This window comes from Paraburkholderia acidiphila (assembly GCF_009789655.1).
Classification (GTDB): domain Bacteria; phylum Pseudomonadota; class Gammaproteobacteria; order Burkholderiales; family Burkholderiaceae; genus Paraburkholderia; species Paraburkholderia acidiphila.
Genome location: NZ_CP046910.1, coordinates 650,314 through 673,873, shown reverse-complemented (window position 1 = coordinate 673,873; position 23,560 = coordinate 650,314). Strand labels below are relative to the sequence as shown.

Here is a 23,560-nt window from a genome sequence, read left to right as displayed (position 1 = left end):
ATTGCCAATCAAATGAACCAGAGAGGAAACCCGATGAGCACCGTTGAACCCGAGGGACTCGACATTCTGCACGTGAGCAAGCGTTACGGCGCCGGCGAGTCCGCGCTCGACGTGCTCGACGACGTGACGCTGCATGTGCGCCCCGGTGAATTCGTGAGCGTGCTCGGCGCGAGCGGGTGCGGCAAATCCACGCTGCTGCGCCTCATCGCCGGGCTCGACGCGGGCTATAGCGGCGCCATCATGATGCGCGGCGAACGCGTGGGCGACACCTCGCTCGAACGCGGCATCGTGTTCCAGGATCATCGGCTGTTTCCCTGGCTCACCGCCGAACAAAACATCCTGGCGGCGCTGCGCAATGCCCCGCTTTCGACGCGCGAGAAGCGCGAAGCGGTCGCGGAGCACATCGCACTCGTGGGCCTCAAGGGTTTCGAGCGGGCGTATCCGCATCAACTCTCGGGCGGCATGGCACAGCGCGTGGCGATTGCGCGCGGCCTCGTCAATCGTCCGCGCGTGCTGCTGCTGGACGAACCGTTCGGCGCACTCGACGCCCTCACGCGCGGCCGCCTGCAAAACGAATTGCTGCGTATCTGGGAAAGCGAACGCATCACGATGATCCTCGTCACCCACGATGTGGACGAGGCGATCTACCTCGGCGACCGTGTCGTGACGATGGCGCCGCGCCCCGGCCGCATCCGTCGCATCGTCGACGTGGCATTGCCGCGCCCGCGCGAGCGCGCCGATCCGCGCTTCGTGCGGTTGCGCGACGAAATCCTCGCCGACTTCTCCGATGGAACGACATCGCCCGGCGACACGGTGTTGCCCGACACCCCGACCCATTCTTCAGGTCAATGGCGCATGGCGTGGTGAACGCGCCGACCGACTGGTCGGTCGCGTCCCACCCCTCTTCATGATCCCGACACTACCGGCGACACCCCGAGTGGGCCAATTGCGCGCGGCGTGAGAAAATCTCGTTTCGAACGGAAACGCACGCCGCGCAAGTGCCCGCACAGCAAGCCCACTTTCCCGCACTTAGCTGTCTTTTCGGCCGGTTTATCGACATATCCCGCCGATTCGACGCATGGCCACCAGGAAAGCGGCCGTCTTGCGCAGCGTGAAGCGAAGTTTTCCGATCCGCCAAGGGTCGGCACAGCGTAAACTCCCGCTGTTGCCATTCGATAGTGTCGATTCATGATAAAGAGAGAAACATCCATGCCAGACAACACCCACTCGCACGACGATCACTCCGATTCGTGCGGCTGCGATCTGTTACACCTGCTCGACGGCGTGGACGAATTCACTCATCACGTTTTCCCGGGCAACAAGGAGCTGTTCCACAGCCTCGCCCACAGCCAGGCGCCGCACACGCTTTTCATCACCTGCGCCGACTCGCGCGTTTCGCCGGAAATGATCACGCAGGCCAAGCCCGGTGATCTGTTCGTTTGCCGCAACATCGGCAATATCGTGCCGGCCTATGGCGAAATGCTCGGCGGCGTGTCGGCCGTCGTGGAATTCGCGGTGCTCGCGCTCAACGTGAAGCAGATCGTGCTGTGCGGCCATACCGACTGCGGCGCGATGAAGGGCCTCGCCTCGGGCGCGGAAGCCACGGCCAACATGCCCACCGTGCAGGCGTGGCTGCGCAACGCGGAAGCGGCACGCAGCGTGGTGAAGACCCGCGGTCTGGACGACGACCACATCGTCCAGGCGCTCGTGGAAGAAAACGTCCGCCTGCAACTCACGCACCTTCGCACGCACCCCGCGGTGGCGGCTCGCGTGGCTCAGGGTCAGCTCGAACTGCAGGGCTGGGTCTATGACATCGGGCACGGCAAGGTCACCGTGCTGGACGAAGCACACGGCAAGTTCCTGTCGCTGGCCGAAGCGCGCGCGCGCCTGCGCAAGCGCGTCGAAGAATAATGGCCGGGCGCTGACGCGCCCACGCCTTAACGCCAGCCTCAAGGCTGGCGCCGGGGCGGCGGTTCTCGCCGCCCCATCCAATCCCTCTTATTCATTGCGCATGAATTGAAATGCATCCACCAAGCATTTCGGATCTTGCCGCGCAATTTTCTCAATTTACACAATAATTCTTTTCAAATTAGGGGTTTACCCTAGGACAAAACGCGACTACACTGGCGGCCGTACTACATGCGGCGCCCTGCCGCACAAGAAGAAGAATTCCGGAGGTTGCTCGCTTATGCCGCACGTTGCCCCGCCGTCGCATCACCTGTCTCATCCCGGCTTCAATCGCACTACCGGCGCATCGCGTCGTCCCACGCTGCGCTAGTTCAGTGCGCGTGTCCTGCCGTCGCGCACGCGTTCAGGCAGGCGAACTATCAAGGCCCACTCCGCGTCATCGCCGTTTCATGCTGCCGCTCATTGCGCGGCACACGGCGCGCGCTTTTGCGCGTATGGACGCCCGGTAATGGGCTTCGCACCCGTCACGGGCCGAGCGCCCGGTTACCGAAGGAGAAGCATCCATGGAGTCCGCGCAGAACCGTCAGTCGAAAGTCGAAGTCAAGCTGTTCCTGCACCCGGAAGATCATTACCGCGTGCTGGCCGCCGCGAAGTCCGTCAACCTCGCGGAACGCGAGTTCATTGCCCTGGCGCTGCATCTAGGCGCAACCCAGATCCTGCGCCAGGCCGAAGCGGCTTGAAGCGCTTGAAGCCTTAAGCTATCTCACCGGGCGAAGCATCGCCTCAAACCGGCGACGGGTTGCGCTCGGCGAAACCCTCCTGATGCCAGTATGGGTACACGGGGCGCACGACGCTCGCGGCGTCGAGCTTCGCCACCTGTTCGGGTGTGAGATTCCAGCCGACCGCGCCCAGGTTCTGGCGCAACTGCGCCTCGTCGCGCGCGCCGATCAGCACCGTCGCGACCGTCGGCCGCTGCAGCAGCCAGTTCAACGCGATCTGCGGCACGGTCTTGCCGGTTTCCTTCGCGATCTCGTCGATGGCGTCGAGCACGCGAAAGAGGTATTCGTCCGGCACTGGCGGACCCTGCTCCGCCGTTTTGTGCAGACGGCTTGTCTGCGGCAGCGGCTGGCCGCGCCGGATCTTCCCGGTCAAACGCCCCCAGCCCAGCGGGCTCCACACCACCGCGCCCACGCCCTGATCGAGCCCGAGCGGCATCAGTTCCCACTCGTAGTCGCGGCCGATCAGCGAGTAGTACGTCTGGTTCGCGACGTAGCGCGGATAGCCGTAGCGATCGGCCACCGCCAGCGATTTCATGAGGTGCCAGCCCGAGAAGTTCGACACGCCCGTATAGAGAATCTTGCCCGCGCGCACGAGTTCATCGAGCGTGGACAGCACCTCCTCGGCCGGTGTGCGCGCATCGAAACCATGCAACTGGAACAGGTCGATATGGTCGGTCTGCAGACGCTTGAGCGCCGCGTCGACCGCGCGCTTCAAGTGGAAGCGCGATGAGCCCACGTTATTGGGTTCGTCGTCGAAGCGGAAGGTTGCCTTGGTCGAGATGATCGCCTTGTCGCGGCGTCCCTTGAGCGCTTCGCCAAGCACCGCCTCCGACGCACCGCTCGAATAGATATCGGCGGTATCGAACATCGTCACGCCGGCGTCGAGGCAAATGTCGATGAGCTTGCGCGCTTCGGCGACATCGGTTGCGCCCCACGCCTCGAAGAACTCGCCCTTGCCGCCGAACGTGCCGGTGCCGAAGCTCAGCACCGGCACCTTCATTCCAGACGCACCCAGAAAACGGTATTCCATTTCCGATCCTCCATTGATCAAGGGGGGTTGACGATGAGATGCCGACAGCGCACGAGTCTACGCGCTTCGATTTGGGCTTGCCGTGAAGCTCTCACGGCAATGCGCTCACAACGCCGCCGCCCGCCGCGCGGCTGTACAGATGCTTTTGCGTATTGGAAACTGTCGCCTTTCGCTGCGGGCTTTTGGCTTCACTATCCGGTCCGCACTATTTTCGATCGGCACGAGTCGTCCCAATTCGCCCGCAGACCGCACAGGATCCGCACCACGATGACGTTGATTCCCCTCTCCCGCGCGGAGGCGCAATGACCGCTCCCGCGCAACGTTCTTCCAGCGTCGGCTGGCTGCCGTACCTCGTCGCCGCCACGTTCTTCATGGAGTATCTGGACACAACCGTCATCGCCACGGCGCTGCCGCAGATGGCGCGCTCGTTCGGCATCGGCCCGAATAGCCTGAGCCTCGGCGTGACCGCCTATATGCTCGCACTCGCCATCTTCATTCCTGCCAGCGGCTGGGTGGCGGACCGCTGCGGGGCGCGCACCGTGTTTTTCGGCGCCGTGGTCACGTTCACGGTCGCGTCGGTGCTGTGCGGGATCTCGCAGAACGTCGACGAGTTCGTGGCCGCGCGCATCCTGCAAGGCATCGGCGGCGCGATGATGGTGCCGGTCGGGCGCATGGTCGTCGTGCGCAGCACCGAGAAAAGCAAGCTCATGCAGGCGATCTCGACGATCACCTGGCCCGCTATCGCCGCGCCCGTGGTCGGGCCGCCCATCGGCGGCTTCATTACGACCTATGCGTCGTGGCGCTGGATCTTTCTGCTGAACGTGCCGTTCGGCATTGCCGTGCTCGCGGCCATCGCCGCAATCGTGCCGAACCTGCGCGGCGAACAGCGCAGGCCGCTCGACGTCACAGGCCTCGTGCTGAGCGGGGCGTCGCTGACCGCCATTCTCTACGGCGCGGAACTCGCGAGTCAGGTCGGCCAGAATCCGTGGCGCGCGGTGGCGATCGTTGCGGCGGGCGTGGCGATCGGGGTCGTCGCGTTCGTGCATGCGAAGCGTCATCCGCATCCGCTCGTCGATGTTTCCACGCTGAAAGTACCGACGTTCTCCGTCACGATCGTGACCGGCTCGCTCACGCGTATCGGCATCGGTGCGGCGCCTTACTTGATGCCGCTGATGTTCCAGATCGGCTTCGGTCTCTCGGCGTTCAAGTCCGGCCTGCTGCTGCTCGCGAGCGCGCTCGGCAATCTCGGCATGAAGGCGCTCACGACGCGCATTCTCGAACGCTGGGGCTTCCGGCTCGTCTCGGTCGTCGACGTCAGTGTTGCAGGTGTCTCGCTGATCGCGTGCGGCCTGCTCACGCCCGGCACGCCGCTCGCCATCGTGCTGATCGTCGTGTTCGTGTACGGCGTGACGCGCTCGATGCAGTTTTCCACCCTCGCCACGCTGGCCTACGCCGATGTCGCACAGCCGCAGATGAGCGCGGCCAGCACGCTCTGGAGCGCGGCGGCGCAGATGACCATCGGCCTTGGCATTGCATTCGGCGCGCTCGCGCTGCGGGTGGCCGCGCACGTCAACGGCGAAACGACCGGCCATGTGTTCACGCTCGACGACTTCCGGCTCGCCTTTCTCGGAGCCGGCGTGCTCACGCTGATTTCGGTGTGGGGGTATGCGCAGATGGCGCGCGATGCGGGACAGAACGTAGGCGGCGGCTCGCGCAGGCAGCGCGCCTAGGGAACACCGCGCGGCGGGCGGCGCGCGGCGAAACAACGATCATTTGGAGAGGCTTGCCCGCACGGTGTATTCCGGTTCTTCGCCCGCTTCGAGTTCCTCGGCATGTTCATGCGCCGCGTGGAACTCGTTGGACAGCGGCTCGACCGGATAGCCGTGCCGCTCCCAGGCGTCGAGGCCGCCCTTGAGCGCGCGCGCATGATAGATGTGCTTGTTGCGCAGTTGATCGACGATGCGCTTGGCCGTCGCTTCGTTCGGACACACGCAGTACACGACGATCGGACGTCCGATCAGCTCGGGCGACAGTTCTTCGTTCGATTCCAGGTTCAGCGGCCGCGCGCCGGGAATCCGGTAGGCCTCTTTCTCGCGCACGGTGTGCGGGCGCGCGTCGAGCACGATGGGCGGCGCGCTCGACTTCATCATCTCGTCGAGCTGGTCGGGCGAAATGCGATGCGTGGCGAGCCAGTGGCGGAACTGCATGCGCCGCAGCCAGCGCCAGGCAAGAAACAGCACGCCCGCCACGGCGAGCACGTCGAAGATCGTCATGCCGTTCGCGCGCACGAACGCCGCGAAACGCACGATCTCGGCGTGCAGCGCCGCGCCGCCGAGCAGCCAGGTGCCCGCCCACAACGCTGCGCCAACCGTGTCCCAAAGCAGGAAGACGTGCACCGCCACCGTCGTCGTGCCAAGCAGCGGCGCGGAAATCAGGCCGAGACCGGGCACGAACTTGGCCACCGCGAGAATCGGCGCGCCGTAGCGCTCGAATACATTGCGCGCGATGCGGATGGTGGTGTCCAGTGACAGCGAAAAGCGCACGAGCCCATTGAGCAAACGCCGCCCGCGCTTGCGGCCCGCGGCGAACCACAGCGAATCGGCGAGCAGCGTGGCGATCACGGCCGCCGCCAGCAGGCTCCCGTAGGAGGTCTCGCCGCCCGCCGCCATCGTGCCCGCGAGGATCAGCACGGGCGCAGCCGGAACGGGCACGCCCAGTTGCGTGACGAGTACGCTGAGAAAGACCGCTCCGGCGCCGAAATCGGGTGGAATCGCGGTGGGGAGCGTCAACATTGGGAGATAACCTGCGCGCAGGGATGTTCAGGTAAGGAAACATGGCGCGTATACCGCGCCGGCCGAGGGTGGAGATTACCCCAACGTGCCGTTCCTTGCTCACGTTGACGCAACCCTCACAACGGCATCGCTTATCGCGATCCGGCCCCTCTGCTGGCGCTTTCGCGCCGATGCGAAACGATGCTAATCTCGCAAAAGTAGCCTTTCCCAGCCGTTTTCCGTTAAGAAACATGCGTTACTGGAATCTCGATCGACCGAGGCAGACAGGTCAGTTCGACCTCTCGCGCGTCACCAGCCTCGTTTCGGCCATCGGCCGCGACGACGCCAACGCGCTCGCCGCCGAAGTGCTGAACATGCTCGGTCCGGCGACGTCGGTCACGCAGTGCACCGTGTTCGCCTACGAGTTCGGCAACCGGCCGCGCACGGTTTCGGTGGCCGATCATCGCGGCGGGCGCTTTCTGCGCGACGTCGCCGATACCTACGCACGCCTCTTCTACGCGCTCGACGGCAATCAGCAGATCGTCACCGGCGCTTCGGCCGACAAGCCGGGCTCGTCGCTCGTGCTGCACTGGCAAAGCAGCGCCGACATCGCACACGACGGGTACCGCACCGCGTGCTACGCCACGCCCAATGTGTCCGACCGGCTCTCGCTGCTGCTGCAGCCGGCCGCGGATATCTGGCTTTCCGTGAACCTGTACCGCGAAAGCGATGCCGGGAATTTTCAGCCGGCCGAAGTCGAACTGGTCGAATCGCTCGCGCCGCTGATCGGCGAGTCGGCGCGGCATCACTACACGATTCGCGGCCAGAGCCAGCTCGGCATTCCTCAGTTGATGCTCGCACGCCTGCGCGGGCTCTGCCCCACGCTGTCCAAGCGTGAACTCGACGCCCTGCGCGGCGTGCTCGAAGGACGCAGCGCGGTTGAAATCGCCGAATGCATGGGCGTGAAACCCAGCAGCGTCGTGACGTATCAGAAACGCGCGTATCAGCGGCTGGGGATTTCGAGCCAGCGGCAGCTTTTTGCGCTTTGTCTGGCGACGGATCAGGGCTAAGCCACCGCCGCAAGCGCTCATCTCCCCACCGTAAGCCCCCTGTACCCAAATTGAGGACAGCGGGCCGCGCCTCGCGCTCCATACTGCCTTCATCGCCAGCGCCTCCGCTCGGGGCAAGCCGGCAAGCACAAGACTTACGTATCGGAGACGCATTCCCCATGAGCGCCGAATTCAAACCCTATCCGTTCGAGGCGAAGCAGTACGCCGCGCGCCTGCCCGTACTCGAAGGCGGCCGTGAAGCCCAACGCCACGCCGTGACGATCGTCGGCGGCGGCCCGGTGGGCCTCGCCATCGCGCTCGGCCTCGCGCAGCACGGCGTGCGCTCGGTGCTGATCGAAGCCGACGAATCGGTCTGCTACGGCAGCCGCGCGATCTGCATCTCGCGCCGCAGCCTCGAAATCATCGAACGCCTCGGCGCGCTCGACGGCTTCCTCGCCAAAGGCCTGCCGTGGACGGGCGGGCGCAGCTTCTATCGCAACGACGAAGTGCTGCACTTCACGATGCCGCAGGACGAAAACCAGAAGCTGCCGCCGATGGTCAACCTCGCGCAGTACCACATCGAGCAGTTCCTGCTCGATGCAGCGGAACAGCACGACGACCTCATCGACATTCGCTGGCGCACGAAAGTGACGGCCCTGCAGGACGACGCGCACGGCGCCACGCTCTCGCTTTCCTCGCCCGCGGGCGACTACACCGCGCAGACCGACTGGCTCATCGCCGCGGACGGCGGCCGCAGCACGGTGCGCGAAGCGCTCGGCCTGAAGCTTCAGGGCACGAGCTACGAAGGCCGCTACGTGATCGTCGATATCCTGCTCGACAGCGCCCGGCCCACGGAACGGCTTGCGTATTTCGATCCGGCGTCGAATCCCGGTTCGACCGTGCTCGTCCACAAGCAGCCCGACAACGTGTGGCGCATCGACTATCAACTGCGCGACGGCGAGGACGCCGACGAGGCGATCAAACCCGAAAACGTCATGCCGCGCGTGCAGAGCCTGCTCGACATGATGGGCGAGAAAGCGTCGTGGTCGCCGGTCTGGATCACGATCTACAAGGCCAACGCGCTCACGCTCGAGCGCTACCGCCATGGCCGCGTGCTGTTCGCGGGCGACGCGGCGCACCTCGTGCCGATCTTCGGCGTGCGCGGCGCGAACTCGGGCATCGACGACGCCGACAATCTGGCGTGGAAACTCGCCTATGTCGTGAAGGGCCTCGCAAGCGACACGTTGCTCGACAGCTACTCCGACGAGCGCGTCTACGCCGCGCACGAAAACTTGAGCTACGGCACGAAGAGCACGGAGTTCATGGCGCCGCCGTCGTTCGCCTTCGATCTGATGCGCACCGCCGTGCTGAGCCTCGCGCGCGAGCACGCCGCCGTGCGCTCGCTGATCAATCCGCGCCAGACTTCGGCCATCGCCTACTCGGCCTCGCCGCTCAATGCGGCCTCGGACGCCTTCGAGAACGGCCCGGCGCCGGGCACGGTGCTGCCCGAATGCCCGCTCACGATCGTCGATCAGGCAGGCGCGCGCGCAGGCCACGTGACCGACCTGATCGCGCCGTGCTTCACGGCGTTCTACTTCAGCGAGGATGGCGCGACGCCCGCCCCGATCGCCGCGCTCGAAACAACGCTGGCCGCACGCGCGCTGCCGTTCGCACTGGTGCCGCTCGCGCAGCGCCAAAGCACCGACACGCCGCGCCGCAGCGGCTGGGACCACACCGGACGCCTGTTCGAGATGTGCGGCGCGCAACCTGGCGCGCTCTATCTCGTGCGCCCGGACGGCCACGTGCTCGGCCGCTGGCACGGCGACGCGATCACGGTCGCCGCGCAAGCGCTCGCCGCTCTCGACCACGCGCTGCGCGCCTGAGCGCTGACGCAATCAAATAAAGAAGGAGAAAGCCATGACCGACAGCGAACTCGACGCCGTCTACACGCATCTGTGCAAGACCATGACCCATCTGGGCGAAGCCAACGGCCCGCTCTTCCTCGCGCGCTTCGCGCTGCTCGCGATCGAGCGCATCGGCGACGCGCAAACCTGCGTCGGTTTGATCGATGCGGCGAGTGAGAACGTTTCGGCAGCCGCGCCGAAATAAAGGAAAACGCAGCGCGCCTCAGCGCTGCGGCGACTGCACGAGCCGCGCGAGGCGCGAGCGGTTGGTGACACCGAGTTTCTGAAACGAACGATCGAGATGGGTGCGGACGGTCGTATAGGAAATGCCTAGCCGCTCGGCGATCTCCTTGTCGAGCAGCCCTTCCACCACGAGCGCGACCACGTCGCGCTCGCGCCGCGTCAAGCGGTTGATCGCTTCGTTATCCGCGGCGGATACGTCGCCTTGCGCCGGCTGAACGTGCGTCGTCTGCGCGCGCGAGCGTGCCAGCGCGGCGTTAAAAGCCGGGCGCAACAGATCGAACAGCACCAGTTCGCGATCGGAAAAAGGCTCGCACCGCTTGCCGCGGCGAATGCGCAGATGATCGACTTTCTCTTCGCCCGACCAGACGAACAAATCCGCGCCCGCATGCAGGCCATCGGCGGCCAGCAGTTCGAGCAGGCGCCGCCCGACCTCGAGGCGCAAGGCGCCCTCCGGCAAGATGTGGTCGGCCAGCAGCTTGAAGACGTCGGCGATCAACGCGAGTTCGCGGCTCGTCAGGTCCATGCTCAGATGCAATGAAAAGTGGTCGCGCCTCGCTTGCGTGGCGGCGCAAACGTCAGAGCTGGGTGTTCCTCGCCTGACGATTCAATATGCGGTCTGACTGTGAAGCGATGTAGCTATGTAGCTGTGGAACGGAACTGCCGAAAAGAAAATGGGGCGGCAAATGCCGCCCCAAGAAAAACACACGCCGGCAAAGGGCTGTCTTCCGCCGGAGGTTGCATAGTACGCGATGAATAACGGCGTGGCATCCCCAAATTTGAGGACAAACGCTCATGTCATGCAAACTTTTGCCACCCCATGCCAGGTTGCCGATGCGAAATGGTTAGCTTTCATGCGCGGCGTATGGTTTCGCATCGGCATCGCGGTTTTACTGGATCAAGCGCGACACGCCACGGCCGCGCGGATCGGAAACCGCGTCGGGCGTATCGCCGTTGATCCGGATCGCCTGAATGTCGCCATTGAAGTTCTGGCCCTTCAGCACGTAGCCCTTCGCCTCGACCTGCTTGGCGAGTTCGCCGTCGATGGGCTGGTACGGCTCCCAGAAAATCGTGTTGGGCGGCAGCAACTGGTGGTGGAAGCGCATTGCGGCCACCGCGTCCTTCAACGGCATGTCGAAGTCGTAGTTGTTGTTGATCACCTGGAAGATCGACGTGAAGATGCGCGAACCGCCCGGCGTGCCGATCACGAGCGCCACCTTGCCGTCCTTCGTGAGAATGGTCGGCGTCATCGACGACAGCGGACGCTTCTTCGGCTGGATCGCGTTCGCGTCGCTGCCCACCACGCCGAACATGTTCGGCACGCCCGGCTTGGAAGCGAAATCGTCCATCTCGTCATTGAGCACGATGCCGGCGCCCGGCACGACCACGCCCGAACCGAAGTAACCGTTGATCGTGTACGTGTTCGAGACGGCGTTGCCCCACTTGTCGACCACCGAGAAGTGCGTGGTTTCCGCCTTCTCCGGCATCGAGGTGCCGAGGCCCGGCTGCACGCTCTTGGTGTCGGAAGGCTTGTCGGGGTCGACTTCAGCGGCGCGCTTCGCGAGGTAGGCGTCGTCGGTGAGTTGCGCGACCGGCACCTTATAGAAGTCGGGATCGCCGAGATATTGCGCGCGATCCGCGAACACGCGCTTCTCGATCTCCGAGATCAGGTGGATGTATTGTGGCGAATTGAGCGGCACGTCCTTGAACTGCGGCGCCAGCATCGCCTTCATCTTGAGCAGCTGAACGAGGCCCACGCCACCCGAACTCGGGGGCGGCGCGGTGATGATTTCATAGCCGTTCCACTTGGCCTCGACCGGCTGACGCCACACCGCCTTGTACTCCTGCAGATCGCGCTTCGTGATGAGCCCGTGGCCCTTCATCGATGCGGCGATCAGGTCGGCGGTCTTGCCGTCGTAGAAGTCCTTCGCGCCCTGGTTCGCAATGCGTGTGAGCACATTGGCGAGATCGGGCTGCTTGAACGTCACGCCCTCCTTCAGGTTGCCGAAGTATTCGTCGAAGTTGGTCTTGCCGGCGAAGTCCTTCTCGGCGGCCTCGCGGCGCTTGGCAAGTTGCTCATCGACGACGAAACCGTCGCGTGCGTACTTGATTGCGGGCGCGAGCACCTGCTTCCACTGCAATTTGCCGAAGCGCTTCTGCGCTTCCCACATGCCCTCCACGGTGCCCGGCACGCCCACGGCGTCGTAGCCGTACAGACTCTTGCCCTCGATCACGTTGCCCTTGTCGTCGAGGTACATCGTGCGCGTGGCGGCGAGCGGCGCGCGCTCGCGATAGTCGAGGAAGTACGGCTTGCCGTTCACGTAGAGCGTCATAAACCCGCCGCCGCCAATGTTGCCGGCTTCCGGGTAGGTCACGGCAAGCGAAAAGGCGATGGCGACCGCCGCGTCGACGGCGTTGCCGCCCTCCTTGAAGATCTGCTCGGCGGCGTCGGCCGCGTACTTGTCGGCAACGGCTACCGCCGATGCGTTGAGGACCGCAGGGCGTTGCGCCGTATCCTTCGCAAAGGCGGGCGTGGCTTCGAGGAAGCCCGCGGACAAGGCGGATAGCGAAAGCAGTGCGAGAGCGGCAGCGGAAATCTTCGTTTTTTCAACCAGCTTCATTGAGTGCACCTCATGATTCGGTTTGTTGGCCTAACGGAAACTGCCTTGGCCTTATAGCACGCCAGGAAAACGTTTGCGATCCGCCAATTCCACAATTGTGCAAGACGAACGTCACGGCCTGAATCAAGCCTTGCCACGCCGGCCGCGCGCAATTTCCTCTCCCGCATTCGCGGGCAAACGCATCGTCACCGGGATCGACGCCACAGAAAAGAGCCCGACCACGAGAAACGCGGGCCAGAAATCGGACCAGACGATGGTCGGATGCCCTTGCACCCGATGCGAAATTTGCAGCACGAGGCCCGCAATCGTCACGCCGAGGCCGAGCGACACCTGCTGGATCACGCTTGCCACGCTCGTGGCGCGGCCAATGTCGCGCGTCGGAATATCGGCATAGGCGAGCGAGTTCAGGCCGGTGAATTGCAGCGACGGAAAGATCCCGCCCGCGAGCACAATGAGCCAGATGAGCCACACCGGCATGCCCGGCGAAAACGAGCCGCATATCGCGATGGCCGTCCCCGCGAGCACCGCGTTGACCATGAGCGTGCGGCGAAAACCAAAGCGCCCGAGCACACGCGAAACGATCGCCTTCATGAAGATCGAGCCGAACGCCGAAGCACACGTGATGGCGCCCGAAGCGAACGCCGTCATGCCGAGCCCTTCCTGCAGCGTGAGCGGTAACAAAAAAGGCACGGCGCCGAGCCCGATGCGAAACAGCGACCCGCCCGCCACGCTCGCGTTGAACGTGGGGATGCGCAGAAACTTCAGATCGAGCACGGGCCGCTCGACACGTTGCGCATACAACCAATAGGCGCCCAGCAGCACAGCGCCGATTACGCACATCGTCACCGCCGTGCCGGTGCCGACGAGTTCGCCGCCGACGAGCGAAAGGCCGAGCATGAAGAGCGAAGCCCCGCCCGCGGAGAGCACGAAACCGGCCCAGTCGAGCCGCCCGGGATGCTCCTCGTGCATGTTCGCGATATGCCGGTTCGCGAGCCAGATGCCGAGCACGCCAATCGGAATATTGATGAAGAAAATCAGCCGCCAATGCAGATACGTGGTGATGAACCCGCCGAGCGGCGGCCCCACGACCGGCCCGAGCAGCGCGGGCACCGTGAGATAGTTCACCGCGCGAATGAAGTCCGATTTGGGCAGCGAGCGGAAGATGATGATGCGCCCCACCGGCACCATCATCGCGCCGCCAATGCCCTGCACGAAGCGGGCCGCCACGAACATTTCGAGCGAGCGTGAAGCCGCGCACAACAGCGACCCCGCCATGAAGATGCCGATGGCCGTGCGAAACACATTGCGCGAGCCGAAGCGATCGGCCACCCAGCCGCAAATGGGGATGAACACGCCGAGCCCGATCACGTAGCTCGTGACGGCCAGCTTGAGTGTGATGGGGTCCTGGCCGAGATCGCGGGCCAGTGCGGGGAGCGAGGTGACGATGACCGTCCCGTCCACGTTCTCCATGAACATCGAGCACGCGACAATGAGCGGAACGATGAATGTGCCTAGGGCTAATGGCATGGGCAGGAACGACGATCAGCGTGGCTGATGGCGTAAAGCTGCCATTATGGCCCTTGTTGCGGAAAACGGGAACCCTGCAACAGATGAAGCGGTGCGCTTTTGCACGCACGGCGCGAAGCAAAGGCGCGCGCAAAAGCAAAAGCCGCGAAGCCCACCGCCGCTTTCAATCGGCGACAGACCTCGCGGCCTTCATCAAACATCGAGCGTCAGGCAATCCGCGCAGAAGCGCTTCAGACAGCCGTCTGCTTCACGCGGCTCACGACCGGACGCAGTTGCGGCAGCACCTGCTCCGCGGCGCGCGTCACGTCATTGGGGAAGTCGATCTCGATCCACGGCGCGCCTGTCACGTCCGCGGTTTCGAATTCGCTGCCGCGTTCGAGCAGCAGGTCGCGCAGCGCCTCTTCGTGCGGCAGGTTCGCGCGGCCCGTATCAACATAGCCTTCGACGATCTGCGCGAAGCGGCGCGCCGTGGCTTCGTTCAGGCGGAAGAAGCCCACCGACTCGCCGATCGTGTCGTATTGCAGACCGACCGCCAGTTGCTTGCGCAGTTCGACCGGCACGCCGTTGCGCAGGCACAGCTTCACGGGCTCGTCGCCAGCTTCGAAGTCGCGGTCGATCAGCAGACGGTTGGCCGGCGCCTCCCCTGCCACGAGCGGCGCGAACACGCGCTCGTCGTAGAGCACGTCGGCGTCCATGAGCAGTACGTCGCCGCCGCGCGTGAACGCCTCGGCCGTGCGATGCACCGTGAGCACGCTGCCCAGGTCGAAGCGCGGATTCATCACGACCTCGACCTTGTGCGGCCAACCGATGCGCTTGAGTTCGGCCTCGACCAGCTCAGGCTGGAAACCGAGTGCGAGCACGACTTCCGTCACGCCCGCCTCTTCCAGGAATTGCAAATGGCGTTCGAGCAGCGTCACGCCCTCGAACTGCAGCAGACATTTCGGAAACTGATCTCCAGCCGGTTGCTGAAGGCGCAGGCCAAGGCCTGCCGCGAGAATGATGGCGCGCATGCGCAAACGTTCCTTGGGAGAAAAAAGATCAATCGGCGACTTCGACAGCACAGACGCGCGAGGCGCGCCGGCGTTGCCAGCTACGTTCGCTGAAATGCAGATACAGCAGGCCCGGCAAGCCGAGCAGGATTTCGCGCGCGCGCTTGGCGAGCGAGAGCGCGAGCGCCGCCTCGGGCGGCAGGCCGACGAGCGGCGCAAGCAGCAGGTAACCGCCCTCTTGCACGCCCAGCGAGCCAGGAATGGCGAAGGCCGCACCGCGAATGGCCTGGCCGATGCTTTCGAGCAGCAGCGCATCGATCCAGCCTACCGGATGGCCGAGAAAGCGCAGCGCGAGCCACACCTCCACCGTGCCCACGAGCCAGCCCGCGAGGCTCAACGCGAAGCTGGCCGCCACGCGGCCACGCTGGGCGTAAAGCGACTTCACGGCTTCGTCGACGGCGTCGGCGCGCGTGGCAAGCGCGGACCAGTCGCGCTTGCCGAATACCTTCGAGGCAAGGCGCAGCAGGCGGCCGAACAAACCGCGGCGCTGCGCGGCATAGAACAGTGCGATCAGGCCGCCGAGCACGGCGGTCGCAATCAGCGCCGCGACGCCGAGATCGCGCGGCGCGCCGTTCGCGGCATAAGCCGAAAAAAGCACGATGCCGAATACGGCGAAAACGATCTGCGCCACGGCCTGCAGCGTGGTGCTCACGGTGATAGCCGCGGCCGCGTCGCGCATCGACATGCCGCGTTGGGCAAGCTGACGCACCATCGCCACCGGGCCGCCGATCTGGCCCGCCGGCAACAGGCTGTTCACCGATTCGCCCGTCCAGCGCGCGAGCAGCGCGTCACGCTGATCGACGCGAGCATCTTTGCCGAAGAGCACGGCGATCGCCCCCGCGTCGAGCGCGAGGGGCACGACGTGGAACGCGGCAACGAGCACGAGACCCCAACCGGCGGCCGCGAGCGCGCCCGTTACCGAGCCGAGGCCCTGCCATGCGAGCAGCGCAATGAAGAGTGCCGTGCCGATCGACAGCAGCAGGATGGCAGCACGGCTCACGCCTTGCCTCCGAACGCCTTGCGGAACACCTGGCGGAAACCGAAGTACGCAATCGCGTCCTTCATGTTCGAGATGAAGCGCCGCCACGGACGCATGTTCGGGTTCGTCACGTATTCGAGCGTGAGCGACACGCGCACTTCGCCTTCGAGGCTCGGCGTGACGCGATGGCGAAGCTTGTCGCCGTCGAACACGATCAGCGCGCCCGGCGGGTACTGCACCGAGCCCGGTTCATCCGCCTTGTTCGGGTCTTTCGTGTGCAGCTCGTAGTCGAGCTTGCAGGACGACTCGTCGATCACGCCGAGCAGCACCGTATAGCGGCGGCCGTCGTAATACGACGTGTCGTAATGCCAGCCGATATGGTCGCCGGCGCGCGTGTAGTAATAGAGCGCGTACGCGTGCGGGTCGTCTTCGGGCGAAAGCTGGAGGCGGTCGCCGGTGATCTTTTCGAGCCACGCGATCAGTTGCGGCGAGCGGTAAAGCTCGGCGATGTACGGCGCGAGGCGGTCGATCGTGTGACGGCTCACGCTGCCGCCCGCCTTGTGGCCCGGCAGATAGTTGCGGTTGACTTCGGGAAGCAGCGCGTTGGCCGCGTCGATCAACTGTTGCGTGGCATCGGCGGGCAGGAAATCGGAGAGATACAGGAACGAGCCCTGACTCTGGTAGTCGTCGCGCAGGCGCGCGGTGCTCAACGGGTGCAGCGCGCGGCCGATCGCGCCGTCCGGCTCGCCGGCCCCGGCGCGTGTGACATGTGCGGCGCGGCTTTGCGCGGGGACGGGAGGCGCTACGACCTGTTCTTGTTCTGCTTGCAAGCTCATCTGCTGCTCCACACCTGAGGCGTTTCCTTGGCGGGGCGCTGACGGCGCGTCACGCGCACGTAGTCGAGCACCACCCAGATGGCGAACAACGGCGCCCCGATCGAAGCCGCGATAATGAACGGCGACACCACGCCCGTCAGCGTGACAAGGGGTAGCAGATACAGCACGTCCTCAGTCTCGAAACCACCGGCGAACGCCTGTTGCGTGCCCGCCTTGCCGGCCATTTCCTCGATGCGCATGCGCAGGAAAAAAATCACGGCGACCGCGACGCCCGCGATGCCGCCCAGCACGGCCGGCGGCACACGCCATTCGGCGCCCGAGTGGCCGGCCACGGCGCCGAGGCCGTAGCCCATGCCCAAGAACAGCAGGACGGTGACAAGCGCGTCCGCCGCGAGATCGTAGAAATGTCCGATACGGCTGGTCTTGCCGCTGATACGCGCCAGTTCGCCGTCGGTATGATCAACAAAATTCGACAAAACGATAAGAAATGCGCCAATATTGGCGTGCAGAAAGCCGCCGCGCGCCAGATAAAAGCCGCCGGCAACACCAATCAGGAGTCGCAGCGTGGTCAGGTGATTCGGGGTAACGCGCGTGGAAACGAGCGGAGTGACGAGCCAACGCGCCGCGCGAGCATCCCACGTGCGCGGTAGTGGCACCGCTCGCGGAGCCGTTTTTAGAGGTTTATCTTTTTCGGTCATAACCGCGCAGTATAGGCGAATGTAATCCATCGTGCTCCATAGTGTCACACAGATGTGCTTAACCCCTTGATTCTCAAGGGCATCGCGATTGCAAGGTGCATTACGATGTCCCATCGTGTCACCGGTTTTGTTGGTAGCTAGACTGGTAGCTGGAACCGCCTAATAATCCGCTCGACCAACCCCCGAGCAAATAACAATGCCACGCCTTCATCACGCGCTCGACGACCTCCAGCTGCGCCGCTGGGTCGCCCAGGGCGAACCCGTCGCGAAGAGCGACGGCGACGGGCTCACCTTTACCCTTTCCGATACCCGCGCCGCGACCTGGGTGCTCCGCTACAGTCGCGGCACGCGCCGGCGCGAACTCACGCTCGGCACCTACCCCGACCTTTCCCTGTCAGATGCGCGCAAGAAAGCGCGCGCCTATCGCGTGAAGATCGACGGCGGCGAGGATCCGGCGGCGGACAAGCGCGTCGAGAAGGCGCGCGTGCGCGAGGCGGTGACCGTCTCGAAGCTCTGCGACGAATTCGTTGAGAAGCGCTTCCCGAGCCTCGCCGAGAACAGCGTCAAGATGTACGGATGGCTGCTCGACGGCACGCTCCGGACAAAACTCGGGCCGCTCGAGGTGCGGGCGACGCGGCCTTCCGACATCGTCTACATGATCAAGACGTGCGGCCATCCGTGGTCGGTCTGCAAAACCCTGCTCGGCTTGACGACCCGGGTATTCACGCACGCGACTGGCCAGCGGATGATCGACGCGAACCCGGCGACCGGCATCGACCTTGAGGCGATCCTCGGTGAGCAGCCGAAACGCCGCAAGCGCCTGATGCTCTCCGAGGAGGAGCTGCGCGCGCTGCTGCCGGGCGTCGACAAGCTGCTCGGCCGGGCGAATGGACTCATGTTCCGGATCCTGCTGGCAACGTGCGTGCGCACGCGCGAGCTGGTGAAGGCGGAGAAGTCGCTGATCGACCTCGAGCGCGGCAGCTGGCGCGTACGCGGGGAGACGGTGAAAACGAAAGAGGGGTTTCTCGTTCCCCTGCCCCCGCTCGTCATCGGCTGGTTCCGGGAGCTGATCGCGTTGTCGGGCGATTCGCCATGGCTCTGCCCTTCGCGCTGGAGCAAGAACGAGGGGCACGTGAACATGCATATCCTTCGCGACGCGATCACCGAGGCGTTCGTCAGCAAAGGCCTCGAGATTCGCCGCTTCACACCGCACGACACACGGTCGACGGCAAAGGGGCACCTCCGCAACCTTGGCTTCTCGCGCGAGATCAGCGAAATCGCGCTCAATCACAAGCTGCCGGGCATCGAAGGCGTCTATGACGTGCGCGAAGAGATCCCGGAGCGCCGGCGCGCCATGGAAGCCTGGGCGAAATTCATTGGCGAGTGCTGCGACGGCACCACCCCGCACGAAGAGTCCGGCTCGAACGTCGTGCCATTCAAACCGCGGCGCGCCGCGTAAGCGCAGCGACGAGCCCTCGGCGCCCTGGCTATACTACTGTATATAAATACAGTATTTGGGGTGAATCGTGGAATCGCTATGGGAGTACCGCTGGGCGTTCGTGGAGACGGGCCACTGGGGCGGCAGGAAGGAAACGAACTTCTGGATGATCGATGCCGAGGCTGAGAAATGGTGGGCCTATGGCATGAAGGGAACGGAGCGCCTTGACGGAACCAGGCGCGACCGAAATGCGAAGGATGTCGACTGGCGCGCGACGGAGAACATCAGGCCGTGGGATCACGGCGGCGTGCCATACGATTGAGGCGCGATAAAGCGCTGATGGGAAGAAAGCGGCGACGGAGACGATCCGTCGCCGCTTTTTCTTTTGTGCACTATGCCACGGGGGCGACGGGCGCCGGGATGGCGGCAAGCGCCGCTTTCGCCGCGTTGTAGCCGTCATTGAACAGGCGCTGCCGTAGCTCGAGGGGCATCGTGCGATCGAGCGTCGACGCATAGCCCGTCTCGACAAACGCCATGTGCGCGCCCGCGGCCTGGGCGGCCGATACATGCGTCGACTCGCAGGCCGACAGCATCAGGTCGATCAACCGCTCGGAGAACCCGAACGGTGAAAGCGACGTGTCGGACTGCATCGGCAGATCCTGACTTACGAGCTGCACGCCTAGCCGAGGCACCTCGTCGACCTTCAGGCGATCGACCGGGATGTTGTTCACCATCCCGCCGTCGGCGAGCAGCGACGCCCCCAGACGCACCGGCTCGAACGCAAACGGAATCGACGTCGACGCACGGACCGCCTGCGCGACCGCCACGCCCGGCGTCGTTGCACGCGAGAACTCGAACGGCGCCTCGCTCGCGACGTCCGAGGCTACGACCGTGAGGTCCGTGCCCAGCTGACCGAACGTGAGGCCGTTGGTCTGGTCGGTCAGCCAGTCGAGCAGCCGCCGGCCGTCGCAGAAGCCGCGCAGGCGCAGCGCCGCGAACGGGCTGAAGGCGAGCATGCCGGACCAGTCGAACGTCAGCGCGAGCGTCTTCATATCCGACAGCTTCATGCGGCATGCGGCCATCGCCGCGACGATGCTGCCGCCGGACGTGCCCGCCAGCTCGACGGGCTCGAAGCCGGCGTCAGCGACCGCCTGCAGCGCGCCGACGTGCGCCGGCACCTTGAAGCCAGAACCGCTCAGCGCGAGGCGCAGCGGCCTCATTGCGTTGCCGCCGATGCCGCCGCCGGCGCGGAAGCCGCGGTCGAGGTCGCGGCCGTCGACGCCGTGGCCGTGCTCGAGGCGGTCGCCGCATTCTGGTTGTAGATCGCGAGCGCGGTCGACAACGCGGTCTGGAATACGAGGAGTGCTCCCGTCGCCGCAGCCTTCGTCGCCGGATCGAGGGTGGGGATTGCGTTCACCACCTGGATCGCAGCGGGTATCGAGGTATTCACGAGCGCGATGACGTTCGCCGGATCAACGTTGCCGACGGAAGCGCAGACCTGCGCATTGGTCGAGACAAGCGCGTTGATCACGACGGCCTGCCCTGTGAGGAGCGTCGCCGCGGCACCGGGCGCCGGGTTAGCGAGCGCCTGCAGGGACAACAACGTCGGCTGTACGACGCCGCACGCGTTCAGCGCGTCGGTCTTCAGCTTCGCCGCCACCTGCGCGGCCGATTGCTGTTGAGCGGTCGAGCAACCGGCAACGGAAAGAGCAAGCGCAAGAACGCCTGCCGCGAGCAGCATGAGTTTCTTCATGGTGAGAACCTTCGGGAGTTGTGTGCGGCGATCGCCGCGGGAAGTCCTGCTGGAGGGAACGACGGGTTACTGCACCGCTGCCGGAGCGGCGGCGGTTGGTACGGGTGCAGGTTGCGCTACAGCAGTGGCCGCCGGCGCGGGCGACGCGGCATTCGATAGTGCGGGCTCTGCAGGCGCAGCAGGCTCGGCAATGTCCGCGAATGCGGATGCAGCTGAAACTGGCCGTGCGCTATTCGTGGCCGCGTGGAAAACGCCGAGGCCGACCAGCGCGAGCTGGATGCCCATGACGAGGTCCTTCGGATCCGCCTGGTGGGTAAAAACGAGAGCGCCCCATAGGGCAAACAGCAGCGCAGCTGCAAGCATCTTGATCCATGCATTCATGGTTTCCTCGGATCGTAAAAAAAGCCCGCAGAACGCGAGCGTTGGAAAAAGTGGCTACAGGGCGGCAACTGCGTTGATGGTTGTTCTCAATCGCCCTCCCATCAGCTGCGCCATTGGATCTGCCTCATGAGTGCCGTCAGGAGTCGCATAGTTCGGAGTGCCGTTCACAACCCATACGCCGGAGTCCTGGCCGGCTTCCACGTCCTGCGTCCAGTTGCAGACCGCGGCGAGCGGGTGACCTGCCTGACCGGCACGAAGCGCGCCCACAGTTCCGACAGCAACAGCAACGCCGTTCTGCATCGGCGCACCGTCGCGCATCCACGCGTTATTCAGCGCTACGACGCTTCCCGGTCCCCAGCCCGCAACCGGCGTTTGCCCGGGGACATCGATGTAGCCGTTCGTGCTTGTCGATCGCGGAAGCAGCGTGCAGGCGATGACCTTCGCACCGAGCCCGTTAGCCGCCCACCACGCTTTGATGAGAGTCGCTTGCAGGTTGGCAAGCGAGATGGCGCCGCTCGTATAGCCGACGTCGTTCGTGCCGTACATCATGGGAATGACATCGGCGTACTTGAGATACATCTGCCGCCGCGGCGTTGGGATCGTCCCGAATTGCGCTGCGGTTTCGCCGACGATGGCGCAGTTCGACCATGGAAGCGCGTTTGCTGCGAAGCCGCCGCACGCGTAATAGAGTGGACCGAAATCGGAGAAGGTCGAGCTGCCGTCGACGCTATCACCCTGGCCGCGCATGATCGAATCGCCGACTCCCGCGACCGACGTGCTCGCGATCAGTGGTGCACCGCGCAGGCCGGAGATACCGATCTGAGCGCTGCCGCCAGTGCCATAGTTATACGACTGCGACAGCGTCTGATCTGTCTGCGTCGTGCCCGTCGTCATGCCGCCGCCGGTGCTCGTGTTGTACTCGAACTTCACACCGGCCGCACAGGACGCAAAGAGGCGAATGAAGACTTCGGTGCCTGGCGGCGGGCAGCCGTAAATGTTGCCGCCCCCCGAGAACGGATCGCTCGCAACATTCTCGACACCCGGCTGGATCGTAATGCTCGACTCTCCATTCCAGGTGTACGACTGCGGGACGAGCGCCGTCGGCCATTGCGCCGACGCCGTCCACGTGACCGGACCCGTGCCATTTTTGTTGCTGAGAACGATCTGCATGTCACCGCCGCCAGCGGGCACAAAACGCGCTTCGATGGCATTCGCGCCGGTGATGATGCCGTCACTCAGGACGGGCTGCGAATTCGTGGCCTGCATAAACGAGCCGGCCGCGAGTTGGCGCGTCGAAAGCCCTCGCGGGCCAGCCGCACCCGTTGATCCGGGAGTGCCCTTGAATGAATTGCCGGGCGTTGGCCAGACGTTGTTCGCCTTCGGGCCATAGAGAACGCTGGCGACCGGATCGAACGCCCAGTCGCCGTTCACTCCAACCGTGTTCGATGGAACACCGGACGTATCCCACGTCGTCGCACCATTCGCGCCGGGCGGCCCCTTGTAGCTAATGCCGGCTGGCCATGCACCATTCGCTTTCGGCCCGTACATCACGGAGTTTTCGACGTCATTGGCGAAATCGCCGTCATTGCCGAGCGAGTTCGCCGGCGCGCCCGTTGTCGGCCATACCGAATTTCCCGGCGGACCTTGATCGCCGGGCGTGCTAACAAAAAAAGTGGTCATCGTTCACCTGTCAAAACGGGCTGAGAGTGCTGGGGATGACGAGCAGTCGGCCGCCAAGCAGCGGCGCGATGTTCTCGCTGCTCCACTGAGTTCCGAAGTCGTAGAAGGCGATCACGTATGCGGGGATCCTGTCGGGCAGGATCACGGGCGCGCCGAGAGGAAACGGGAACGCGCTAAGCGCCGAGAACGGCAAGTTCCATCGGAGCTTCCCGGCGAGCGGCGTGACGGTCAGGTAGCTGGTCAGCTCGACGGGCGTCACGCCGGCTTGCGGGCTCTTCAGCCGCGCGTGCACCGTAGCGCCTGTGAAGTTGTACGGCTTCTTTGAAATGTCGTTGGCTGCCACGAACTGGTCGGCCCAGTTCGCGCCCTGCCGGATCACAAAATCGAGGGTGTCCGCCACGTGTCACCCCGATCAGCTATCGAGCGACGCAAGCGCATGCGCATTGATGATCGAGATGATCTTCGCGGCATAGTGAGGATCCGTCGCATAACCGGCGGCAGCCACCGCGCGCGCGAAGAGCGCACCGGTCGAGTAGGCGAATGCCGGCGCGTAGCGCGGATTGTTGAGCAGGAACTGTGCATGGTCCTGCAGGCTCGCGAACCAGCTGTCATAGACGCGCCAGTTCGCTTGCACGGTGATCGGCTTGCCACCGACGTATTCCGTGGTCGGAAGGGCCACAGTCTGGCCCGTCCAGCTCGGATCCGCCTTCACCCCGAAGAGGTTGAAGTACTTGTTCGCGAGCTGCGAACTCGCCCACCCCGATTCAAGCGCCGCCTGCGCGACGGTGAAACTGGCCGGGATGTTGCTCGAGGCGGCGAGCTCCTGCGCCGGCGGCGCGATCGCCGCAATAAAGTCGTCGGGTGTCATGGTGAATTTCCTGCGAGGGACGGACGAGCGCACGCCGCTCGAGCCGCGG

24 protein-coding genes are annotated in these 23,560 nt (G+C 64.7%); 9 read left to right on the top strand and 15 right to left on the bottom strand.

The window, feature by feature from the left end; genetic code table 11:
• Window positions 1-33 precede the first annotated feature (33 nt).
• The 3 genes from FAZ97_RS17655 to FAZ97_RS17645 all read left to right on the top strand — a co-directional run bounded on the left by FAZ97_RS17655 (window position 34) and on the right by FAZ97_RS17645 (window position 2,648).
• Window positions 34-867 carry an ABC transporter ATP-binding protein gene (locus tag FAZ97_RS17655; RefSeq protein ID WP_158759743.1) on the top strand — a complete coding sequence of 278 codons (834 nt, stop codon included), beginning with the start codon at window positions 34-36 and terminating at the stop codon, window positions 865-867.
• Between the two features lie 342 nt (window positions 868-1,209).
• Window positions 1,210-1,911, top strand: a complete 702-nt coding sequence (locus FAZ97_RS17650; protein ID WP_158759742.1) for a carbonic anhydrase — start codon at window positions 1,210-1,212, stop codon at window positions 1,909-1,911.
• A gap of 560 nt (window positions 1,912-2,471) precedes the next feature.
• Window positions 2,472-2,648, top strand: coding sequence for a hypothetical protein (locus FAZ97_RS17645; RefSeq protein WP_158759741.1), 177 nt, complete (start codon window positions 2,472-2,474; stop codon window positions 2,646-2,648).
• Between the two features lie 43 nt (window positions 2,649-2,691).
• On the opposite strand, the gene FAZ97_RS17640 is transcribed toward FAZ97_RS17645, so the two are convergent.
• Complete coding sequence (locus FAZ97_RS17640; RefSeq protein ID WP_158759740.1) at window positions 2,692-3,717, bottom strand: aldo/keto reductase; 1,026 nt, start codon at window positions 3,715-3,717, stop codon at window positions 2,692-2,694.
• 302 nt (window positions 3,718-4,019) lie between these two features.
• Here FAZ97_RS17640 and FAZ97_RS17635 point away from each other — a divergent pair, with 302 nt between their 5' ends.
• Window positions 4,020-5,447 (top strand): MFS transporter, encoded by a 1,428-nt coding sequence (locus FAZ97_RS17635; RefSeq protein ID WP_158759739.1) that lies wholly within the window; start codon window positions 4,020-4,022, stop codon window positions 5,445-5,447.
• 39 nt (window positions 5,448-5,486) lie between these two features.
• Here FAZ97_RS17635 and FAZ97_RS17630 read toward each other — a convergent pair whose 3' ends face one another.
• Window positions 5,487-6,509, bottom strand: coding sequence for a VTT domain-containing protein (locus tag FAZ97_RS17630; RefSeq protein WP_158759738.1), 1,023 nt, complete (start codon window positions 6,507-6,509; stop codon window positions 5,487-5,489).
• 230 nt (window positions 6,510-6,739) lie between these two features.
• On the opposite strand from FAZ97_RS17630, the gene FAZ97_RS17625 reads away from it, so the two are divergent.
• The 3 genes from FAZ97_RS17625 to FAZ97_RS17615 all read left to right on the top strand — a co-directional run bounded on the left by FAZ97_RS17625 (window position 6,740) and on the right by FAZ97_RS17615 (window position 9,646).
• Window positions 6,740-7,558 carry a helix-turn-helix transcriptional regulator gene (locus FAZ97_RS17625; protein WP_158759737.1) on the top strand — a complete coding sequence of 273 codons (819 nt, stop codon included), beginning with the start codon at window positions 6,740-6,742 and terminating at the stop codon, window positions 7,556-7,558.
• A 158-nt stretch (window positions 7,559-7,716) separates the two neighbouring features.
• Complete coding sequence (locus tag FAZ97_RS17620) at window positions 7,717-9,420, top strand: FAD-dependent oxidoreductase (protein WP_158759736.1); 1,704 nt, start codon at window positions 7,717-7,719, stop codon at window positions 9,418-9,420.
• 34 nt (window positions 9,421-9,454) lie between these two features.
• Complete coding sequence (locus FAZ97_RS17615) at window positions 9,455-9,646, top strand: hypothetical protein (protein ID WP_158759735.1); 192 nt, start codon at window positions 9,455-9,457, stop codon at window positions 9,644-9,646.
• 18 nt (window positions 9,647-9,664) lie between these two features.
• On the opposite strand, the gene FAZ97_RS35620 is transcribed toward FAZ97_RS17615, so the two are convergent.
• The 7 genes from FAZ97_RS35620 to FAZ97_RS17580 all read right to left on the bottom strand — a co-directional run bounded on the left by FAZ97_RS35620 (window position 9,665) and on the right by FAZ97_RS17580 (window position 17,391).
• The gene (locus FAZ97_RS35620; protein WP_158759734.1) at window positions 9,665-10,207 is read right to left on the bottom strand and encodes a helix-turn-helix transcriptional regulator; all 543 of its coding nucleotides are present in this window, start codon (window positions 10,205-10,207) and stop codon (window positions 9,665-9,667) included.
• Window positions 10,208-10,571: 364 nt separating this feature from the next.
• Window positions 10,572-12,302, bottom strand: a complete 1,731-nt coding sequence (gene ggt / locus FAZ97_RS17605; protein WP_158759733.1) for a gamma-glutamyltransferase — start codon at window positions 12,300-12,302, stop codon at window positions 10,572-10,574.
• Between the two features lie 123 nt (window positions 12,303-12,425).
• A complete protein-coding gene (locus tag FAZ97_RS17600; protein ID WP_158759732.1) occupies window positions 12,426-13,829 on the bottom strand; it encodes an MFS transporter in 1,404 nt (467 codons plus the stop codon).
• Between the two features lie 230 nt (window positions 13,830-14,059).
• Window positions 14,060-14,839: a phosphocholine cytidylyltransferase family protein gene (locus tag FAZ97_RS17595; RefSeq protein WP_158759731.1), complete on the bottom strand. Its 780-nt coding sequence runs from the start codon at window positions 14,837-14,839 to the stop codon at window positions 14,060-14,062.
• 28 nt (window positions 14,840-14,867) lie between these two features.
• Window positions 14,868-15,878 carry a flippase-like domain-containing protein gene (locus tag FAZ97_RS17590; protein WP_158759730.1) on the bottom strand — a complete coding sequence of 337 codons (1,011 nt, stop codon included), beginning with the start codon at window positions 15,876-15,878 and terminating at the stop codon, window positions 14,868-14,870.
• The gene (locus FAZ97_RS17585; protein WP_158759729.1) at window positions 15,875-16,693 is read right to left on the bottom strand and encodes a 2OG-Fe(II) oxygenase; all 819 of its coding nucleotides are present in this window, start codon (window positions 16,691-16,693) and stop codon (window positions 15,875-15,877) included. The genes FAZ97_RS17590 and FAZ97_RS17585 overlap by 4 nt, the downstream gene beginning before the upstream one ends.
• Window positions 16,690-17,391: a CDP-alcohol phosphatidyltransferase family protein gene (locus tag FAZ97_RS17580; RefSeq protein WP_158760970.1), complete on the bottom strand. Its 702-nt coding sequence runs from the start codon at window positions 17,389-17,391 to the stop codon at window positions 16,690-16,692. The genes FAZ97_RS17585 and FAZ97_RS17580 overlap by 4 nt, the downstream gene beginning before the upstream one ends.
• 196 nt (window positions 17,392-17,587) lie before the next feature.
• On the opposite strand from FAZ97_RS17580, the gene FAZ97_RS17575 reads away from it, so the two are divergent.
• Entirely contained in the window at window positions 17,588-18,850 is a 1,263-nt protein-coding gene (locus FAZ97_RS17575) for a tyrosine-type recombinase/integrase (protein WP_158759728.1), read from the top strand.
• A 67-nt stretch (window positions 18,851-18,917) separates the two neighbouring features.
• Window positions 18,918-19,151 (top strand): hypothetical protein, encoded by a 234-nt coding sequence (locus FAZ97_RS17570; RefSeq protein ID WP_158759727.1) that lies wholly within the window; start codon window positions 18,918-18,920, stop codon window positions 19,149-19,151.
• Between the two features lie 70 nt (window positions 19,152-19,221).
• Here the strand turns inward: FAZ97_RS17570 and FAZ97_RS17565 are convergent, their stop codons facing one another.
• The 6 genes from FAZ97_RS17565 to FAZ97_RS17540 form a co-directional block, all read right to left on the bottom strand.
• Entirely contained in the window at window positions 19,222-20,049 is an 828-nt protein-coding gene (locus tag FAZ97_RS17565; protein WP_158759726.1) for a patatin-like phospholipase family protein, read from the bottom strand.
• Window positions 20,046-20,582, bottom strand: coding sequence for a hypothetical protein (locus FAZ97_RS17560; protein WP_158759725.1), 537 nt, complete (start codon window positions 20,580-20,582; stop codon window positions 20,046-20,048). The genes FAZ97_RS17565 and FAZ97_RS17560 overlap by 4 nt, the downstream gene beginning before the upstream one ends.
• A 66-nt stretch (window positions 20,583-20,648) precedes the next feature.
• Complete coding sequence (locus FAZ97_RS17555) at window positions 20,649-20,963, bottom strand: hypothetical protein (RefSeq protein WP_158759724.1); 315 nt, start codon at window positions 20,961-20,963, stop codon at window positions 20,649-20,651.
• 54 nt (window positions 20,964-21,017) lie between these two features.
• Window positions 21,018-22,394, bottom strand: a complete 1,377-nt coding sequence (locus tag FAZ97_RS17550) for an SGNH/GDSL hydrolase family protein (RefSeq protein ID WP_158759723.1) — start codon at window positions 22,392-22,394, stop codon at window positions 21,018-21,020.
• 259 nt (window positions 22,395-22,653) lie between these two features.
• Window positions 22,654-23,043, bottom strand: a complete 390-nt coding sequence (locus FAZ97_RS17545; RefSeq protein WP_158759722.1) for a hypothetical protein — start codon at window positions 23,041-23,043, stop codon at window positions 22,654-22,656.
• 12 nt (window positions 23,044-23,055) lie between these two features.
• Complete coding sequence (locus FAZ97_RS17540; protein ID WP_158759721.1) at window positions 23,056-23,511, bottom strand: glycoside hydrolase family 73 protein; 456 nt, start codon at window positions 23,509-23,511, stop codon at window positions 23,056-23,058.
• Window positions 23,512-23,560 lie beyond the last annotated feature (49 nt).

What these genes read in the sequence shown, in the direction of transcription:
- FAZ97_RS17655 (WP_158759743.1), top strand. Translation starts at nt 34, where the DNA reads ATGAGCACCGTTGAACCCGAGGGACTCGACATTCTGCACGTGAGCAAG.
- FAZ97_RS17650 (WP_158759742.1), top strand. Translation starts at nt 1,210, where the DNA reads ATGCCAGACAACACCCACTCGCACGACGATCACTCCGATTCGTGCGGC.
- FAZ97_RS17645 (WP_158759741.1), top strand. Translation starts at nt 2,472, where the DNA reads ATGGAGTCCGCGCAGAACCGTCAGTCGAAAGTCGAAGTCAAGCTGTTC.
- FAZ97_RS17640 (WP_158759740.1), bottom strand. Translation starts at nt 3,717, where the DNA reads ATGGAATACCGTTTTCTGGGTGCGTCTGGAATGAAGGTGCCGGTGCTG.
- FAZ97_RS17635 (WP_158759739.1), top strand. Translation starts at nt 4,020, where the DNA reads ATGACCGCTCCCGCGCAACGTTCTTCCAGCGTCGGCTGGCTGCCGTAC.
- FAZ97_RS17630 (WP_158759738.1), bottom strand. Translation starts at nt 6,509, where the DNA reads ATGTTGACGCTCCCCACCGCGATTCCACCCGATTTCGGCGCCGGAGCG.
- FAZ97_RS17625 (WP_158759737.1), top strand. Translation starts at nt 6,740, where the DNA reads ATGCGTTACTGGAATCTCGATCGACCGAGGCAGACAGGTCAGTTCGAC.
- FAZ97_RS17620 (WP_158759736.1), top strand. Translation starts at nt 7,717, where the DNA reads ATGAGCGCCGAATTCAAACCCTATCCGTTCGAGGCGAAGCAGTACGCC.
- FAZ97_RS17615 (WP_158759735.1), top strand. Translation starts at nt 9,455, where the DNA reads ATGACCGACAGCGAACTCGACGCCGTCTACACGCATCTGTGCAAGACC.
- FAZ97_RS35620 (WP_158759734.1), bottom strand. Translation starts at nt 10,207, where the DNA reads ATGGACCTGACGAGCCGCGAACTCGCGTTGATCGCCGACGTCTTCAAG.
- ggt (WP_158759733.1), bottom strand. Translation starts at nt 12,302, where the DNA reads ATGAAGCTGGTTGAAAAAACGAAGATTTCCGCTGCCGCTCTCGCACTG.
- FAZ97_RS17600 (WP_158759732.1), bottom strand. Translation starts at nt 13,829, where the DNA reads ATGCCATTAGCCCTAGGCACATTCATCGTTCCGCTCATTGTCGCGTGC.
- FAZ97_RS17595 (WP_158759731.1), bottom strand. Translation starts at nt 14,839, where the DNA reads ATGCGCGCCATCATTCTCGCGGCAGGCCTTGGCCTGCGCCTTCAGCAA.
- FAZ97_RS17585 (WP_158759729.1), bottom strand. Translation starts at nt 16,693, where the DNA reads ATGAGCTTGCAAGCAGAACAAGAACAGGTCGTAGCGCCTCCCGTCCCC.
- FAZ97_RS17580 (WP_158760970.1), bottom strand. Translation starts at nt 17,391, where the DNA reads ATGACCGAAAAAGATAAACCTCTAAAAACGGCTCCGCGAGCGGTGCCA.
- FAZ97_RS17575 (WP_158759728.1), top strand. Translation starts at nt 17,588, where the DNA reads ATGCCACGCCTTCATCACGCGCTCGACGACCTCCAGCTGCGCCGCTGG.
- FAZ97_RS17565 (WP_158759726.1), bottom strand. Translation starts at nt 20,049, where the DNA reads ATGAGGCCGCTGCGCCTCGCGCTGAGCGGTTCTGGCTTCAAGGTGCCG.
- FAZ97_RS17560 (WP_158759725.1), bottom strand. Translation starts at nt 20,582, where the DNA reads ATGAAGAAACTCATGCTGCTCGCGGCAGGCGTTCTTGCGCTTGCTCTT.
- FAZ97_RS17555 (WP_158759724.1), bottom strand. Translation starts at nt 20,963, where the DNA reads ATGAATGCATGGATCAAGATGCTTGCAGCTGCGCTGCTGTTTGCCCTA.
- FAZ97_RS17540 (WP_158759721.1), bottom strand. Translation starts at nt 23,511, where the DNA reads ATGACACCCGACGACTTTATTGCGGCGATCGCGCCGCCGGCGCAGGAG.